We start from the raw sequence: 17048 nt of genomic DNA, 5'->3' as shown, positions 1-17048 counted from the left end.
GTTGGCAGACGCGCGGGCTTCCCCATGATCCGCCAGGAGAAACGCAGGGGCCCCGCAAGCCCGCTGCGCTGGCCATGCGCCACCGGTGCCGCTCCCTGGACGGGGCGACGCCGCGGGCGGGAAAACTCCGGCCCAGCGTCCTCCGTAGCGCCGGGCCTTCGATGGCCCGCAGGGACAATCCTGTCCCGAAGGCCAGCCTTCGTCCGGGAGTCCCTCGCCGATGTGGACGTGGCTCGTCGAGACGCTCCGGACCTATCCGGAGATCGCCGTCTTCCTTTCCCTGGCGATCGGCTATTATGTCGGTGCTTTCAGCATCCGGGGGATCGGCCTCGGCGCCGTCACCGCGACGCTGCTCGCCGCGATCCTGATCGGCCAGCTCGGCATCACGATCTCGGCCAACGTGAAATCCATCTTCTTCCTGATGTTCCTCTTCGCCATCGGCTATGGTGTCGGGCCGCAATTCGTTCGCGGCATCGCCCGGGACGGCGTGCCGCAGGCGGTCTTCTCGGCGGTGGTCTGCCTTCTCTGCCTTGGCGCCTCCTGGCTGGCCGCCCGCATCGCCGGCTACGACCTGGGCTTCTCGGCGGGGCTCTTCGCCGGCTCCCAGACCATCTCCGCCTCGCTCGGCCTCGCCACGGACGCGGTGAACCGGCTGGGCCTGCCGCCGGAACAGGCCAAGCCGCTGCTGGATGCCATGCCGGTCGCCTATGCCGTCACCTACATCTACGGCACCATCGGCTCCGCCCTGATCCTGGCGCTGCTGGGGCCGAAGCTGCTGGGCTTCGACCTGGAGGCCGCCTGCAAGGCCTATGAGGCGCGCATGGGCGGCAAGCCGGAACCGGGCGGGGAGGGCAGCGCCTGGCACCATTACGTGCTGCGCGCCTATCGGCTGGAGGCGGGCATGCGGGTGGTCGGGCAGACCGCCGCGGCGGCCGAGGCCAGCTATCCGCAGGCCCGCCTCTTCGTGGAGCGCCTGCGCCGGGACGGGAAGGTCGTCGAGGCCAGGGCGGACACGGTGCTGCAGGCGGGCGATGTCGTGGCCGTCTCGGGGCCGCGTGGCGTGATGGTCGATCTCCTGGGCCACGCGGCCACGGAGGTTGATGATCCGGAGCTGCTGAGCGTCCCGATGGAGGGCGTCGATGTCGTCGTCACGCAGAAGGCCGTCGACAACAGGACCCTGGCGGAGCTGAGCCACCAGCCCGCGGCGCATGGCGTCTTCCTGCGCCGCATCCGCCGCGGCGCCACCGGCACGGAGATCCCCGTCCTGCCCGCCACGCGGATCCATCGCGGCGACGTCCTGACGCTGGTTGGCCGCACGCAGGAGATCGCGGCCTCGGCCCGCGCCCTCGGCCATGCCGACCAGCGCGGCAACACCGCCGACGTCGCCTTCATCGGCGCCGCCATTGCCCTCGGCACCCTGGTCGGGGCCCTGGTCTGGCGTGTCGGCGCCGTGCCGCTCACCCTCTCCACCGCTGGCGGCGCGCTGATCTCCGGGCTGTTCTTCGGCTGGCTCCGCTCGATCCATCCCACCTTCGGGCGCATCCCGCCCGCCACGGTCTGGTTCATGAACTCGGTCGGGCTGAACGTGTTCATCGCCGTGGTCGGGATCACCGCCGGGCCCGGCTTCGTCGCCGGCGTGCGGGAACTGGGGATCAGCCTCTTCCTCTGGGGCATCTTCGCCACCTCGGTGCCGCTGATCCTCGCGCTCTATATCGGCAAGTACGTCTTCCGCTTCGACGATGCGCTCGTCCTCGGTTGCTGCGCCGGGGCGCGCACGACCACCGCCGCCCTCGGCATGATCACGGACCGCGCGAAGAGCCAGGTCCCGGCCCTCGGCTACACCGTGACCTATGCCATCGGGAACACGCTGCTGACCATCTGGGGCATGGTCATCATCATGCTGCTCGCCTGACGCCCCCGCAGAAGCCCGATCCCTCCCTCTCTCCCACCGGGGAAGTGCCATGACCGAGATCGACTATGCCAGGCTCGCGCAGCTCAGCCCCTTCGAGCTGAAGGACACGCTGATCAGCCTCGCCTCCAGCCAGGCCAGCCGCACCATGCTCAATGCCGGGCGCGGCAACCCGAATTTCCTTGCCACCCTGCCGCGCCGGGCCTTCTTCGCCCTGGGCCGCTTCGCGGTGGAGGAATCGGAGATGTCCTTCTCCTACATGCCGGAGGGCGTGGGCGGCCTGCCGCACCTGGATGGCATCACCGGCCGTTTCGAGAGCTTCGTCGCCCGCCACCGCGACGATCCCGGCGCCGCCTTCCTGCGCCGCGCCGTCTCCTATGTGCGGGACCAGATCGGGCTGCCCGAGGCGGAGTTCGTCCACGAGATCACCGAGGCCATCCTCGGCTGCGAATACCCCGTGCCGCCGCGCATGCTGAAACTGACCGAGAAGGTGGTGCGCGAATACATCGTGAAGGAGATGGTGGGCGGCCTGCTGTCCTCCGCCGATGTCGATCTCTTCGCGGTGGAGGGCGGCACCGCCGCCATGACCTACATCTTCAACTCGCTGCGGGAGAACCGGCTGATCGCGCCCGGCGACAAGGTCGCCATCGGCATGCCGGTCTTCACCCCCTATATCGAGATCCCGGAACTCTCCGATTACCGGCTCGTCGAGGTGCCGGTGAATGCCGATCCGGAGATGGGCTGGCAGTTCCCGCAGGCGGAGCTGGACAAGCTGGCCGATCCGGCGGTGAAGGTCTTCTTCGTCACCAACCCCAGCAACCCGCCTTCGGTGAAGATCGACGCGAAGGGGTTGGAGGCCATCGCGGCCATCGTCTCGGAGAAGCGGCCGGACCTGATCATCCTCACCGACGATGTCTACGGCACCTTCGCCGACGATTTCGAATCCCTCTTCGCCCGCTGCCCGCGCAACACCGCGCTGGTCTATTCCTTCTCCAAGTATTTCGGTGCCACCGGCTGGCGCCTCGGCGTGATCGCCATGCACCGCGACAACGTGCTCGACCGCGCCCTGGCCAGCCTGCCGGAGGAGGACAGGAAGGCGCTCGACGAACGCTACCGCTCGCTCACTCCCGATCCGCGCAATCTCGCCTTCCTCGACCGCCTGGTGGCGGACAGCCGCAGCGTCGCGCTGAACCACACGGCGGGGCTCTCCACGCCGCAGCAGGTGCAGATGCTGCTCTTCTCGCTCTTCGCGCTGATGGACGGCAAGGACAGCTACAAGGCCGCGCTGAAGAAGGTCATCCGCAGCCGCAAGAAGGCGCTCTACCGCGAGCTTGGCGTGCCGATCGACGACGACGCGAATTCGGTGGACTACTACACGCTGATCGACCTGGAGAAGGTGACGCTCGGCCTCTATGGCCGCGACTTCGCCGACTGGGTGCGCGACACGCAGAACCCCACCGAGATCCTGTTCCGCGTCGCCGCCGAGACCGGCATCGTCCTGCTGCCCGGCAAGGGCTTCGGCGCGCCGCATCCCTCGGGCCGCGCCTCCCTCGCCAACCTGAACGAGTACCAGTACGCCGCCATCGGCCGGTCGCTACGGGGCCTCGCCGCCGAGTTGCACGGGACCTTCCTGAAATCCGGCGGGCGGCGGGACGCCGCTCCACAGGCATCCCCGATCGCCGGGACCAGGACCTCCAAGGGGGAGGGGCCGGGAGAGGAGCGGGGCGCCGGCATCACATCCCATGCGGGCATGACGGAAGAAGAACCCTGAATCGAGGACTCGGCGAGAAGGGATGACGGCGCGTCGGTCGCCAGGGGTCAGAGCGGCTCCCCGGCTCCCGTCCCGGCATGGGGGGTCGGGAAGCACCATTCCTCGCCCCGTGCCGTGGTGACGTATTCCGGCCAGCGCAGGTCCACCGGCGGATCGAGGCCGGGCGGCAGCAGCGGCCCCACCCAGCGCGTGCCGCCGACCCCGCCGCCCGTGCGCTCGCGGAATTCCGCCTGCGCCGCTTCCAGCAACTCCGGCCGTCCGGCGAGGTCGAGCAGCGTCAGTGCCATGGTGCGCGCCGCCGCGAACATCCCCGGGTCCATGGCCGCCGGCAGCCCGCCCAGCGCGTTGTAGGCCCAGGCCGGGTAGCTGTAGCCCGGCGAGGGCGGCCGCAGCCGGGGGCGCGCCGCCAGCAGCCGCACCGTGGGCGCGTGCCAGGAATATTCGACATAGTCGTCGGCGCTCAGGTGCTTCTGCCAGGAGGGGAGGCCGGCGCGCTGCGCCGCCTCGTATTCCTCGGGCGGCGTCAGCTTCGTGACCCCCGCGATGAAGGGATCCTCCATCGGCGCCAGCCCCAGGTTGCGCTGGATCTCCCGCCCGAATTCCAGCGCCTCCCGGGAATAGGCGGGGGCGCCGACGGCCTGGAGGTTGCGCCAGGTGATCTCCGTCATCGCGCTGTTGGGCAGCCCGACGCGCGTCTTCGTCACCCAGCGCACGAAGGCGCGGCAGCCCGTGGTGGCCGCCGCCTGCCGCGCGTTGTTGGCCAGCACGCGCCAGATCTGCTCCTGGATCTCCAGCGCCGAACTGCGCCAGGAATACTGGATCTGCGAGAAGCGCGGGGTGAGGTTGTCCGAGGTCGCGCCCGCATCGCCGAGCACGAACTCGTTCAGCGTCCAGGAGCCGGCATGGGGGAACATCGCCTCCTTGGTGTACTTCGTCATCGTGTACATCAGGCACATCGCATCCAGCGCGCCGGGCGAGCGTGCCACCGCATGGGCCGCGTCGATCGGCATCAGCGCGGGATCGACCCAGCGTTCCGGCGCCTCGGATTCGAAGCTGATCACCGCGCTCCAGTAGGCGCCGAAATGCGTTTCCCCGGTCACCGTGTTCAGCGGCCAGGGATGCCAGACCACCGCCGCGTCCAGCCCGTCGTAATAGCCCCGCGCGGCGTGGAAGGGCTTGGAGCCGCAGACCTTTTCCGCCGGCTCGCCGAACAGCTTCAGCGTGCCCGGTGTCCCCTGTGCCTGCATCGCCGATTTCGCCGCCAGCATCGCGGCGAGCGAGGCGGTGCCCAGCACCGAATGCGGGTCGGTGTGCCCGGCGGCATAGGGGTGCAGCCCCTCGCGCGGGGCGGGGTAGGGGACGGCCTGCTGCGAGTTCCCCGGCACCGCGTCGTATTCCGAGAAGCCGGCCAGCACCGGCCCGCCTTCCCCCTGGCCTTCCCCTTGCGTCCAGCGCGCGGCGAAGGCGGTGGGCATGCCGCCCGAGCCTTCCTCGACCTCGAAACCCTCGGCGCGGAGGATCTCCACGTAGTCCCGGACCGAGCGGTACTCGCGCCAAGCGGGTTCCGCATGTGCCCAGATCCGCGCGTTGAAAGCGGAAAGCCGCGCCTCGTTCGCGGCGATCCAGTCCAGCGCGTGCCGGCGCAGCGCCTCGTGCTTTTCCATGCGACGTCTCCTCAGGCCGGCCGAACGTTCCAGAAGGTCGGGAAGCCGTTCAGCACCCCGGTGATCGACTTGCGATAGGCGGTGGGCTGGATGTACTGGCCCAGCGGGTAGAAGGGCACGTCGACCAGGCACTGCTTCTGGATCTCGGTGCAGATCGCCTTCTGCGCCGCCTCGTCCGGCGCCTGGAACCAGGCGTCGCGCAGCTCCTCCGTGCGCGGGCTGGTGGACCAGCCGGCATAGCCCGCCTCGCCATTGCCGCGCAGGGCGATATGCCCTGCCGGATTCAGCCAGTCCGTGCCAGCCCAGCTCGTGACGAAGGCATTCCAGCCGCCCTGCTCGGCCGCGTCCTTGCGGTTGCGCCGGGTCAGCATCGTGCCCCAGTCCAGCGCCAGGTAGTCCACGTTGAAGCCGGCCTGCTTCAGCATGTCCGCGGCGACATCGCCCTGCGACTTCAGCGTCGGGCTGTCGGCCGGCACCATCAGCACCACCTTCTCGCCCTTGTAGCCGGCGGCGGCCAGGTCGCTCTTCACCTTGGCGAGGTCGTGCGGCGGGTTGAACACCTCCAGCCCCGTCTCGCTCGCCATCGGCGTGTTCGGGCAGAAGAAGCCGAGCGGCACATGGAACAGCGCCGGGTCGCCGCCGGTCAGCGCCTGCATGTAGGAGGTCTGGTCGATCGCGCGCAGCAGCGCGCGGCGGATCGCGGGATTGTCGAAGGGCGGCTGCAGGTGGTTGACCCGCAGCATGGTCACCATGCCGGTCGGGTCCGGCACCTGCACCGTCACGTCCTTCATGCTCCGCAACAGGGGCAGCATGTCGTGGTAGGCGTATTCCATCCAGTCCTGCTCGCCGTTCTGCAGGGCGGCGGTGGCGGTGCCGATATCCGGCATGGTGTTCCACACCACGCGGTCGTAGTGGACGATCTTCGGCCCGGCCGTCCAGTCCGGCGTGCCGCCTTCCCGCGGCTTGTAGCCGGCGAACTTCTCATAGACGTTGCGCGCCCCCGGCACGCGCTCATCCGCCTTGAAGCGGAAGGGCCCGCTGCCGATCAGCTCCGGCACCTGCTGGAAGGCGTCCGTCCTTGCCAGCCGTTCCGGCATCATCGCGCACATCAGCGAGGGCGTCTTGCCCAGCGCCGCCGGCAGCAGCGGAAAGGACCGCTTCAGCCGGAAGCGGATGGTGCGGTCGTCGGGCGCGGAAAGCTCGTCCGTGGTGGCGATCAGCGTGGCGCCGAAGGGGTCGCGCTTCGCCCAGCGCCGGATCGAGGCGACGCAGTCCCGGGCCAGAACCTTCTCCCCGTCATGCCAGAGCAGCCCGGGACGGAGCGTCAGGTCCCACTGCTTCCCGTCCTGGGCGATCCGGTGCCCCTCCAGCATCTGCGGCTGCGGCTGGAAGTTGCCGTCCATGCCGTAGAGCGTGTCGAAGACCAGGTAGCCGTGGTTCCGCGACACATAGGGCGTGGTGTAGACCGGATCGAGATAGACGAGGTCGATCTGCGGGATGAAGCGCAGCGTGGTCTGCGAGGCCGCGCGCAGCTTCGCCGGCGCGGCGAGCGACGCCACCGCTCCTCCCAGGATCGCGCCACTTCCCTTGAGCAGGCTGCGTCTCTGCATGTTCCGTCGTCCTTCTGCGCCTAGCGGCTTGGCCCGCCAGCCTGTCACGATGCCATGCCCGGCGCCCTGGGGCGCCCGGCGTCCCGGTTCCGCCGTGTGACCCCCGGGTGGAAAGGCGCCGCCTTTTCCCCGGGCTCTTTGTCCGCTCCCAGGCAGCGCGGTTCTAGCTTCGCCCGGCGCCGCACCATCCCGCCACGAAGGCGGCGATGCTCTTGGTGGTGCCGCGGATGGATTCGATCTCCACCCGCTCGTTGAAGCCATGCACCTGTTCCGCCTTCGGCCCATAGCAGAAGGCCGGGATGCCGTAGAACAGGCTGTAGAAGCGGGCATCGTTCAGCCCGGTGCCGGCCCGGCTCCTCAGCTCGCCCCCGCCGAAGGCCGCGTTCGCCTCGCGCAGCAGCGCCACCGGCGCCTCGGCATTCTCCAGCACGTAGCCGCGCGAGAGATAGCCCGACCAGACCACCTCCGGCGGGTTGTTGGCAAGAAAGGCATCCTTCTGCGCCGTGGCCGCCACGCAGTCGGCGATCTCCTTGCGGCAGGCATCGACGTCCCAGCCGGGCAGGATCGCGATACGGCAATCCACGTCGCACCAGGCGGGCACGGAGGAGGCCCAGTCGCCGCCCTTGATGATGCCCGGGTTGAAGTTCAGCGGGTGCTCCATGGCGCCGTAATGCGGGTCGCTCTTCGCCCGCCGGTTCCAGTCCTCCTCCAGCCCCTCCAGGCCCTGGATCAGCCGGTAGGCCGCCTTGATGGCGTTGGAGCCGTCGCTGGCATAGGCCACATGCGCCGGGATGCCGCGCACCTTCAGCCGGAACCAGAGCACGCCGACGCAGACATCGGTGATCGTCCGGTTGCTCGGCTCCGGCAGCAGCGCGCAATCGGCGCGGTAGCCGCGTTGCAGCGTCGAGAGCGCGCCGACCCCGGTGCTTTCCTCCTCGATCACCGACTGGAAATGCAGCCGCCCCTTGAGGCTGTAGCCCGCCTGCCGCACCGCCTCGACCGCGTAGAGCGCGGCGATGGTGCCGGACTTCATGTCGCCCGCCCCGCGCCCGTACATCCAGCCATCCTTCACCACCGGGCTGAAGGGCGGCGTGTCCCACATGTCCAGCGGACCCGCCGGCACCACGTCGCAATGCCCCTGCAGGATCAGCGAGCGGCCCGTTTCCTGCGCCGGGCGCAGCGTGCCCACCACGGTCCGGGCCTGGGAGAAGTCGTGCTCGATCACGCCGCAATCGGGCAGGCCGGCGAGATCCTCCATGCGGATCGTCCAGTCATCGACCGTGTAGCCGCGCTCGCGCAGCAGGTCGGCCATCATGTCCTGGGCCGGGCCCTCGGCGCCGCGCGTGCTGGGGATGGCGGAGAAGCGCTTCGTCGTCTCGATCTGCGCGTCGAAGTTCCGGTCCACCGCCTCGGCGATTCGGGCGGCGAGTTCGGGGTCGATCATGCGGGAACCTCCTTTGCGGCAGGGCGCGATGATCGCGCGCCGGTGAGGCGGCACAATCAGCTATTTGGCGAGGACCGGTGCCTTTTCCGCACCGGTGCGTCCGGCCCGCCCGCACATGCCGTGCAGCCAGTCCCGCACCGTGACGATCTCCTCCTCCTCCCAGCGGCGCGTATCGGCCAGGACGTGATAGGATTTGGGCCGCACCTCGGAGGGGAAGGGCTCCACCAGCCGCCCTTGCCGCAGGTCCTCCTCCACCAGCAGCTCGTTGGCCAGCGCCACGCCCTGGCCCAGCCGCGCCGCCTCCAGCGCCAGGTGCGCGGTGCCGAGGCAGGAGCCGAAGGGCTGGCGGCGGCAGCGCATGGCCCGCAGCCAGTGCCGCCAGAGGTCCATGGATTCGTCGTGCAGCATCGGCAGGCGCAGCAGGTCGTCCACGTCGCGGATGCTCTGCCGTGCCAGCAGGGCCGGGCTCATCACGGGAAAGACGCGCGGCTGCGCCATTTCCTCGCTCCGCAGCGGCGGCAGCACGGCGAGGTGCTCCAGGTACACCACCTCCACATCCACCTCGACGCCCTCGGGTCTGCCGCGGGACAGGCGCGGCTCCAGCATCACCTCGCGCCCGGGCAGCAGCCGCTGCAACTCCGGCAGGCAGGGCAGCACGCGCACGTTGGAGAAGCCCGGCACGCAGCGGATGGTCAGCGGCCGCCGCTGCCGGCGCAGGTCCGCCGCCGCCTCCGCCAGCCCGGCCAGGTGCGGCGCCACCCGCGCCGCGAAACGCGCGCCCTCCGCCGTCAGGGCCAGCCCGCGTCCGGAGGGGCCGACCAGCGGCACGCCCAGCGCCCGCTCCAGGTTGTGGACATGGCGGGACACCACCGTGTGGCTGACCCCCAGCGCCTCGCCCGCCGCCCGCACGCTGCCGGTGCTGGCCAGCGCGTGGAAGGCGCGCAACGCCACCAGGGGAGGGAGCTTCAGCAGGATCTCCACCTTTGGAAAAGCGGGATCATATCGTGCCCCGGCCGGTTGCGAAGGGCCGGGCACCCGCCCGATCATCATCCACCTGACGCCTGCCTGTCATCGCCCTGTCACCGATCCGCCGCAGTTTCCGCCGCGCACCGGATCAGGGGAGTCGGGGGAACATGCGATCGACGCGGCGTCACCTTCTGGGCGGCGGCCTCGCGGCCGTCCTTCCCGGCCTGCCGGCCGCCGCCAGCGCCCAGGCGGCTGGCACCGACACGCGCCCCGTTCTGCGCATCGGGGTCGCCGACCTGCCGCCGACGCTGGAGCCGGCCAAGGAGCTCAGCAATGTCGGCACACGCATCACCTATTCCGTTTTCGACACGCTGATCCGGCGTGACTTCCTGTCATCCCCGGATGGGGGCGGCGCCCGCCTCGTGCCGCATCTGGCCACGGCATGGCGGCGCGAAGGCGATCGCGACCTGCTCGTCACGCTGCGCCCTGGCGTGCGCTTCCACAACGGTGACACGCTTGCCGCCGAGGACGTGGTCTTCACCTTCGGCCGCATGATGGGCGACCAGCCGTTGCTGGTGGAGGCGAAGTCCTATTTTCCCACGCTGGAATCGGTGACCGCGGAAGGGCCGCTCGCCGTCCGCTTCCGCACCCGCGTGCCCGATATCCTGCTGGAGCAGCGCCTCGCCTCCTGGTGCTCCTGGATCGTCAACAAGCGCGCCTATGAGGAGCTCGGCCTGCAGGGCTTCGGCCAGGCCCCGGTCGGCACCGGCCCCTACCGCCTGCGCAGCCTCCGCCGCGACCAGGCGATCGTGCTCGACGCCTTCGACGATTACTGGATGGGCCGCCCGACTGCCCGCGCGGTGGAGTTCCGCGGGATTCCGCAGGTCGCCGGCCGCACCGCCGCCCTGCTCGCCGGCGATATCGACCTCGCCACCAATATCCCGCCCGACCAGGTGGAGGAGCTTCAGGGCCGCTCCGGCATCGATCTGCGCAGCGTGGTGCTCGCCAATGTCCATGTCCTGGTCTTCGACCAGCGCGGCGCCGGCCTCTCCGACAAGCGCGTCCGCCAGGCGCTGGGTCTCGCCATCGACCGCGAGTTGCTGGTGAAGACGCTCTGGAACGGCGCCGCCCTGGTGCCGCACAGCCACAACTTCCCCGAATACGGCGACATGTACCTGCCGGGCCGCAGCCTGCGCTATGACCCGGACCGCGCCCGCGCGCTGCTGCGCGAGGCGGGCTATGACGGCACCGAGATCACCTACCGCACCCAGGCCAACTACTACACCAACGCCCTCCCGGCAGCGCAGGTGCTGGTTGAGATGTGGAAGGCGGTCGGCCTCAATGTCCGCCTGCAGGTGGTGGAGAATGCCGCGCAGCTCCGCCCGGCGGCCGGTGGCCAGATCAGCAACTGGTCCAACTCCACCCGCCTGCCGGACCCGCTCGGCGCGATCTGGATCGGCTGGGGGCCCGGCAGCACGCCCCAGGTCTCGAAATCCTGGACCTCCACTGCGGCCTTCAACCGCGCCGGCCATGCGCTGGAGGCAGAGACCGACCCGGCGAAGCGCCGCGCCCTCTTCGCCACCATGCTCGATGCCTGGGAGGACGAGGCGCCGGGCACCATCCTCTACCAGCCCGCCGAACTCTATGCCGTGCGCTCCAACATCCGCTGGCGTCCCTATACCTTCTACTTCATGGACCTGCGTCCGGATAACCTGAGCTTCGCCTGATGCCCGATCCCCGTATCGTCGCGCATCGCGGCTGTTCCGCCTTCCACCGCTAGAACTCGCCCGCCGCCCATGCGCCGCATGGCCGGGGAGGGGGCCAGCGGCTTCCTGGTGAACGATCCCGCCGCCGCGCGCCGCGCGCTGGCTGCCTGAAGGGGGACAGGCCCCGGGGGCAGGGCTTTCCGCCTGTTCCCTCGGGGCGCGCTCCTTACTCCGCCGGCTGGGTCGCCGGCCCGATGCGTGGCCCGGCGCCGCTCCCGCGCAGCCGCTTCGCCCACTGGCCGAGCGCCTCGAAGCCCAGGTACAGCACCGGGGTCACGAAGAGCGTCAACGCCTGGCTGACCGCGAGGCCGCCGACGATGGCGAGGCCCAGCGGCTGACGCAGCTCCGCCGCCGCACCCCAGCCCGCAGCGATCGGCACCGCGCCCGCGGCGGCGGCCAGGGTGGTCATCAGGATCGGCCGGAAGCGCAGCAGGCAGGCCGCGCGCACGGCGGAAAGCGCGTCCTCGCCCTCCCGCTGCCGGACCAGTGCCACATCCACCACCATGATGGCGTTCTTCTTCACCAGCCCGACCAGCAGCAGCACGCCGATCACCGCGATCACCGACAGGTCCAGGCCGAACCACCACAGCGTCGCCAGCGCGCCGAGCGCCGCCGCCGGCAGGCCGGACAGGATGGTCAGCGGATGCACGAGGCTCTCGTAGAGCACGCCGAGGACCACATACATCACCAGCACCGCGGCCAGGATCAGCATCCCCTGGCCCGCCAGCGCCTGCTGGAAGACCTGCGCCGTGCCGGAGAAGCTGCCGATCACCCCGGCGGGCAGGCCCAGCTCCTCCTCCGCCTGCTGGATCGCCGCCGTGGCGTCGCCCAGCGCCACGCCCGGTGCCACGTTGAAGCCGATCGTCACCGCCGGAAGCTGCCCCTGGTGCCCCACGGTCAGCGGCCCGGTGGAGCGCGTCACCTTCGCCAGGGTGGAGAGCGGCACCAGCTTGCCGCCGCTGGCGCGGAGATAGATCTTGTCCAGCCCGTCCTCGTTGCGCTGGTCCTCCGGCAGCGCCTCGACGATCACCGGATAGGCATTGGCCTGGGCATAGATGGTCGAGATCTGCCGCGCGCCGAAGGCGGAGTAGAGCGCCTGCCGCACCTGGTCGATGTTCACGCCCAGGGCCGCCGCGCGCTCCCGGTCCACCTGCACCGAGACCACGGGCGCGTCCAGTGTCAGGTCGGTGTTCACGTCCTGGAGCTGCGGCAGCCGCCGCAGCCGCGCCGCGAGCTTCTCCGAGAAGTCGTAGAGCGTATCGGAATCGAGGCCCTGGAGGGTGTAGATGTAGAGCGTGCGCGCCTGCCGCGCGCCGAAGGACAGGTTCTGGATCGGTTGCAGATAGACGCTGAGCCCCGGCACGCGGGCCGTCGCGCGGCGGAGCTGCTGCACCACCTCGCCGATCGGCGGCCGCTGGTCGCGCGGCTTCAGCTCCACATACATGCGCCCCTGGTTGATCGACAGGCTGTTGCCCACGGCGCCGACGGAGGAGTTCACCATCTGCACGGCGGGGTTGGCCTGGATGATCTTCGCCGCCTGCCCCTGGAGGTCGAGCATCGCGTCGAAGGAGGCGTCGCGCGGCCCTTCGGTGGAGACGGAAAGCAGCCCCGTGTCCTCGATCGGGAAGAAGCCCTTTGGCATCGCCACGGCCATCCAGCCCGCCGCCGCCAGCGAGGCGATGAAGAAGAGCCAGACCACGGCCCGCCAGCGCAGGGCGATGTCCAGCGCCCAGGCATAGGCCCGCTCCACCGCGCGGAAACAGCCCTCCAGCGCCGCATCGACCCGCGACGGCTTGCTGTGCGCGGGCAGCCAGGAGGACATCATGGCGGTCAGCGTCAGCGAGACGATGCAGGACACCGCGACGGCCAGCGACACGGTGGCGGCGAAGGCGTTGAACACCCGTCCCACCACCCCGCCCATCAGCAGGATCGGCAGGAAGACCGCGATCAGCGAGCAGGTGATCGAGACGATGGTGAAGCCCACTTCGCGCGAGCCGCGCAGCGCCGCCTCCAGGGGGTGCATCCCTTCCTCGACATGGCGGACGATGGCCTCCAGCATCACGATCGCGTCGTCCACCACGAGGCCGACCGCGAGCGTCAGCCCCAGCAACGTCACGTTGTCGATGCCGTAGCCCAGCAGGTACATCAGCCCCAGCGTGCCGGCGAGCGAGACGGGCACCGCGACCACCGGGATCAGCGTCGCCATCATCCGCCGCAGGAAGAGCCAGACCACCAGCACCACCAGGCCGACGGCGATCAGCAGGCTTTCCTGCACGTCATGCACCGCCGCCCGGATCGAGACGGAGCGGTCCAGGTTCACGTCCAGCGTCGCGCCCGGCGGCAGCGCCGCCTGCAGCGCGGGCAGGGCCGCCCGCACACCGTCCACCACATCCACCGTGTTGGCGTCCGGCTGCCGCTGCACCGCCAGCGTCAGTCCGCGCGTGCCGTTGCGGAAGGAGGCGATGCGGTCGTTCTGCACCCCGTCCACCGTGTCGGCGATGTCGGACAGCCGCACCGGCGCGCCGGCGCGCCCCGCCACGATCAGGTGCCCGAAGGCATCCGCGTCGGGCGGCTGGTCGTTGGCCCGCAGCACGAGTTGCTGGCGCGGCCCGCTCAGCGTGCCGACCGGCGTGTTGGAATTGGCGGTGGCGATGGCGTTGCTCACCTGATCGAGCGTGAGGCCCATCGAGGCCAGCCGCTCCGGCCGCATCCGCACCCGCACGGAATAGAGCTGCTCGCCGAAGGTCACCACCTGCGCCACGCCGGGCACGCGCGACAGGGCGGGGGAGATCAGCGTCGAGGCGATGTCGTTCAGCTTGTACAGCGGCACGTCGCCGCCCGAGAGCGTCAGCAGCAGCACCGGCGCATCCGCCGGGTTCGACTTGCGGTAGGACGGCGGCGTCGTCATCTCCGTCGGCAGCCGCCGCTGCGCCCGGGTCAGCGCCGCCTGCACGTCCTGCGCCGCCGCGTCGATGTTGCGGCTCAGCACGAACTGCAGGGTGATCTGCGTCGTGCCCTGGCCGGAGGTGGAGGAGATGCTGTCGATCCCGGCGATGGTCGAGAATTCCCGCTCCATCGGCAGTGCCACCGAGGTCGCCATGGTTTCCGGGCTTGCCCCCGGCAACTGGGCGGAGACGGTGATCACCGGGAAGTCCACCCGCGGCACGGCGGCCACCGGCATGGAGAAATAGGCCAGGATGCCCGCCAGCACCGCCGCCACGGCGAGCAGCCCGGTCATCACCGGGCGGCGGATGAAGGGTTCGGAGAGGTTCATCGCGCCGCCGCCTCACGCTGCGCGCGGCCCGGTTCCGCGCCGCCGACCTTGGGGGCGCCTCCGGCGGCACCGTTGCGGATCGTCACGCGCGTGCCGTCCTGCAACCGCTGCGCCCCTTCGGTCACCACCGGTTCCCCATCCGCGAGCGCGGCATCGGCCAGGACCGCCCGGCCGGAGGCATAGCGCACCACGCTGACCGCGACCCGCCGGGCGGCGGCGTTGTCGCCCTCCCCCTTCACCGCGTACAGGAAGCTGCCCTGCTGCCCGCGCTGCACCGCCGCCGCCGGGACCGACAGGGCCTTCGGGTCGGTGCGCGGCACCAGCACCACCTCCAGGTACTGGCCCGGCCAGAAGCGCGCCGGGGCATTGGCGAAGCGGCCCTTCATGCGGATCGTGCCGGTGGTGCTGTCCACCGTGCTGTCCACGAAGACCAGCTCGCCCTCGGCGCGCGGCCCCTGATCCTCCGGCGCCCGCGCCAGCACCCGGGGTGCGGCGGCCTGGCCGGCGGCGGCGCCCTGCTGCGCCGCGTGCACCACGGAAAGCCAGCGTTCCGGCACGGCGAAGGTGACCAGGATCGGGTCCGTCTGGGTGATGGTGGCCAGCACCACGCCCTCCGAGGCCCGCACGAAGTTCCCGGCCTTCACCGGCAGCGCGCCCAGCCGCCCCGGCGCCTCGGCGCGGATCGTGGCGAAGTCCAGGTTCAGCCGGGTCTGCGCCAGCAGCGCCTCGTCCGCCCGCACCACCGCAGCCGCCGCGGTGGCGTCGGCCTGCGCCTGCTCCAGCCGCTGCTGCGAGGCATAGGCGCCCGATTGCAGCGAGGCATAGCGCCGCGCGTCCTCCTGCGCCCGCGTCAGCGTCGAGCGGTCGCGGTCCAGGTTCGCCTGCTGCTGCGCGAGCTGGGCCTGGATGAGGCGGCTGTCCAGCGTGAACAGCACCTGCCCCGCCTGCACCCGGTCGCCCTCGTTGACCCAGACCTTCTCCACCTGCCCATCGACGCGGGAGCGGACGGAGATGACCGAGGGCGCCTCGGCATTGCCGTTGGTCAGCACCTCCACCGCCACCGGTCCCACCGTGGCCGCGGCCACCGCGACCGAGACGGCCGGTGCCCCGCCGCCGCGTTCCTGCGCCCCCGCCGGCGCGCCGGGCAGGCACAGGGCCGAGGCCAGCAGGATTCCGGGCAGCGGCCCGGATGGAAACGGGAAGGACGCCCCCGGAAGGGATCGGGCACGAAGCGCGAAGGGCATGGACGAGACCCGCAGGAGGAGGGGACAGCAAGCTTTGATGCTGCCTTTTCTGCAATGATCATACCGGAAACATTACGCTCACCGAGGCGCGAACTTCGCGCTGTGATGCTTTGTCACCGGAAGACCGGGCGTCCGCCGCGCCGGATGAACGGGGCGCAAGCCGGCGGACGTGCCCGGCACCCGGCGGCCAAGGCAGCCGTCGCGGATGGCGCGCCTCGCTTCCACCGGCGAAGCGCCGCTGCCGCGACCTTTTGCGCCGGCCGCCACGCCGCTCCCGCCATCGCGTGATGACGCTGGAAGGATGACGAGGACTTCATCTTCCGTGTTCCGGCCGGTCTCCCTGGATGTGGGCCGTCACCACGCTTCCACGGCCGCCCCTGACCGGCGGGAGGGCGTCCTGCCCCGCTTATGGACCGCGCCTGCCCATGGCATAGCGGTCGGGCCCATGACGCCGCCCGAATCCCTGCTGCCCTCCCCACCTGCCGCCATCCGTCACCAGCGGGCCGAGGGCACGGCGGAACTCGCCTTCGCCCTGGCCGCTTCCGGTGGCGCCGCGCCCCGTACCGTGCTGCGCCATCTCCATCAGGCCGCCCCGCTGCGCGTCCTCTTTCCCAGGCCCGAGCCCGGCGAGCCGCCGCTCGCCGCCCTGGTCAACACCGCCGGCGGCCTGGCCGGCGGCGACGCACTGCGCATCGCGGCACGGCTGGGGGAGGGCGCCACCGCCACGCTCTGCACCCCCGCCGCCGAGAAGCTCTACCGCTCCCTCGGCCCCGATACCCGGATCGCCACGACCCTCCGGGCGGAACCCGGCGCCACCCTCGAATGGCTGCCGCAGGAGACCATCCTCTTCGACGGCGCCCGCCTGCGCCGCGGTCTCGACATCGAGCTCGCCGCCAGTGCCCGCCTGCTGGCCGCCGAGATGCTCGTCTTCGGCCGCCATGCCAGGGGCGAGCGCTTCGCGACCGGCTTCCTGCACGACCGCTGGCGCCTGCGCCGCGATGGGCGCCTCGTCTGGACCGATGCCCTGCGCCTTGATCCGCCTGGGGAGTCCCTCGCCGACCGCTTCGCCTTCGGCGGCGCGGGCGCCTATGCCACGCTCCTCTACGCCGCCCCGGACGCGGCCGCGCACCTTTCCGCCTTCCGCGATCTCGCCGCGTCCACGGGGCCTCTCCAGGGCGCCGCCACCATGCCGCGCGAGGGCATTCTCCTGCTCCGCTGGCTCGGCCCCGCCGCGCCGGTCCGTGCCGCGCTCGCCAGCGCCATTCCCGCCTGCCGCGACGGGCTGCTCGGCCTGCCGCGCGCGCTGCCACGGCTATGGATGACCTGAATCCGGCCCCCGGTGCTTTCGGGCCGGAGGAGAGCCCGCTACCTCTGCCTGCTCTCTGCCCCTCTGGCCGCGG

General features: G+C 70.9%; 10 protein-coding genes. 4 read left to right on the top strand and 6 right to left on the bottom strand.

The window, feature by feature from the left end:
• Positions 1 to 220 precede the first annotated feature (220 nt).
• Both aspT and CTJ15_RS14970 read left to right on the top strand, forming a co-directional pair.
• Entirely contained in the window at positions 221 to 1912 is a 1692-nt protein-coding gene (aspT, locus tag CTJ15_RS14975; protein ID WP_019460826.1) for an aspartate-alanine antiporter, read from the top strand.
• A 49-nt stretch (positions 1913 to 1961) separates the two neighbouring features.
• The gene (locus CTJ15_RS14970) at positions 1962 to 3680 is read left to right on the top strand and encodes a bifunctional aspartate transaminase/aspartate 4-decarboxylase (protein ID WP_075821679.1); all 1719 of its coding nucleotides are present in this window, start codon (positions 1962 to 1964) and stop codon (positions 3678 to 3680) included.
• 47 nt (positions 3681 to 3727) lie between these two features.
• Here CTJ15_RS14970 and CTJ15_RS14965 read toward each other — a convergent pair whose 3' ends face one another.
• The 4 genes from CTJ15_RS14965 to CTJ15_RS14950 all read right to left on the bottom strand — a co-directional run bounded on the left by CTJ15_RS14965 (position 3728) and on the right by CTJ15_RS14950 (position 9379).
• Positions 3728 to 5344, bottom strand: coding sequence for a M20/M25/M40 family metallo-hydrolase (locus tag CTJ15_RS14965; RefSeq protein WP_075821678.1), 1617 nt, complete (start codon positions 5342 to 5344; stop codon positions 3728 to 3730).
• An 11-nt stretch (positions 5345 to 5355) separates the two neighbouring features.
• A complete protein-coding gene (locus tag CTJ15_RS14960) occupies positions 5356 to 6954 on the bottom strand; it encodes an ABC transporter substrate-binding protein (RefSeq protein WP_075821677.1) in 1599 nt (532 codons plus the stop codon).
• 163 nt (positions 6955 to 7117) lie between these two features.
• The gene (locus CTJ15_RS14955; protein WP_019460830.1) at positions 7118 to 8398 is read right to left on the bottom strand and encodes an ArgE/DapE family deacylase; all 1281 of its coding nucleotides are present in this window, start codon (positions 8396 to 8398) and stop codon (positions 7118 to 7120) included.
• A 60-nt stretch (positions 8399 to 8458) separates the two neighbouring features.
• Positions 8459 to 9379: a LysR family transcriptional regulator gene (locus CTJ15_RS14950; RefSeq protein ID WP_058390238.1), complete on the bottom strand. Its 921-nt coding sequence runs from the start codon at positions 9377 to 9379 to the stop codon at positions 8459 to 8461.
• Between the two features lie 152 nt (positions 9380 to 9531).
• On the opposite strand from CTJ15_RS14950, the gene CTJ15_RS14945 reads away from it, so the two are divergent.
• A complete protein-coding gene (locus CTJ15_RS14945) occupies positions 9532 to 11091 on the top strand; it encodes an ABC transporter substrate-binding protein (RefSeq protein WP_075821676.1) in 1560 nt (519 codons plus the stop codon).
• A gap of 205 nt (positions 11092 to 11296) precedes the next feature.
• Here the strand turns inward: CTJ15_RS14945 and CTJ15_RS14935 are convergent, their stop codons facing one another.
• Both CTJ15_RS14935 and CTJ15_RS14930 read right to left on the bottom strand, forming a co-directional pair.
• Positions 11297 to 14404, bottom strand: coding sequence for an efflux RND transporter permease subunit (locus CTJ15_RS14935; RefSeq protein WP_019460834.1), 3108 nt, complete (start codon positions 14402 to 14404; stop codon positions 11297 to 11299).
• Complete coding sequence (locus tag CTJ15_RS14930) at positions 14401 to 15648, bottom strand: efflux RND transporter periplasmic adaptor subunit (RefSeq protein ID WP_226945948.1); 1248 nt, start codon at positions 15646 to 15648, stop codon at positions 14401 to 14403. The genes CTJ15_RS14935 and CTJ15_RS14930 overlap by 4 nt, the downstream gene beginning before the upstream one ends.
• Before the next feature lie 445 nt (positions 15649 to 16093).
• On the opposite strand from CTJ15_RS14930, the gene CTJ15_RS14925 reads away from it, so the two are divergent.
• On the top strand, positions 16094 to 16975 hold the full coding sequence (locus CTJ15_RS14925) for an urease accessory protein UreD (protein ID WP_019460836.1): 882 nt from the start codon (positions 16094 to 16096) through the stop codon (positions 16973 to 16975).
• The last annotated feature ends 73 nt before the right edge of the window (positions 16976 to 17048 follow it).

The organism is Roseomonas sp. FDAARGOS_362, assembly GCF_002754815.1.
GTDB lineage: Bacteria > Pseudomonadota > Alphaproteobacteria > Acetobacterales > Acetobacteraceae > Roseomonas > Roseomonas mucosa.
The sequence above is the reverse complement of the archived record's forward strand: the minus strand, read 5'-3'. Positions and strand labels throughout refer to the sequence as shown.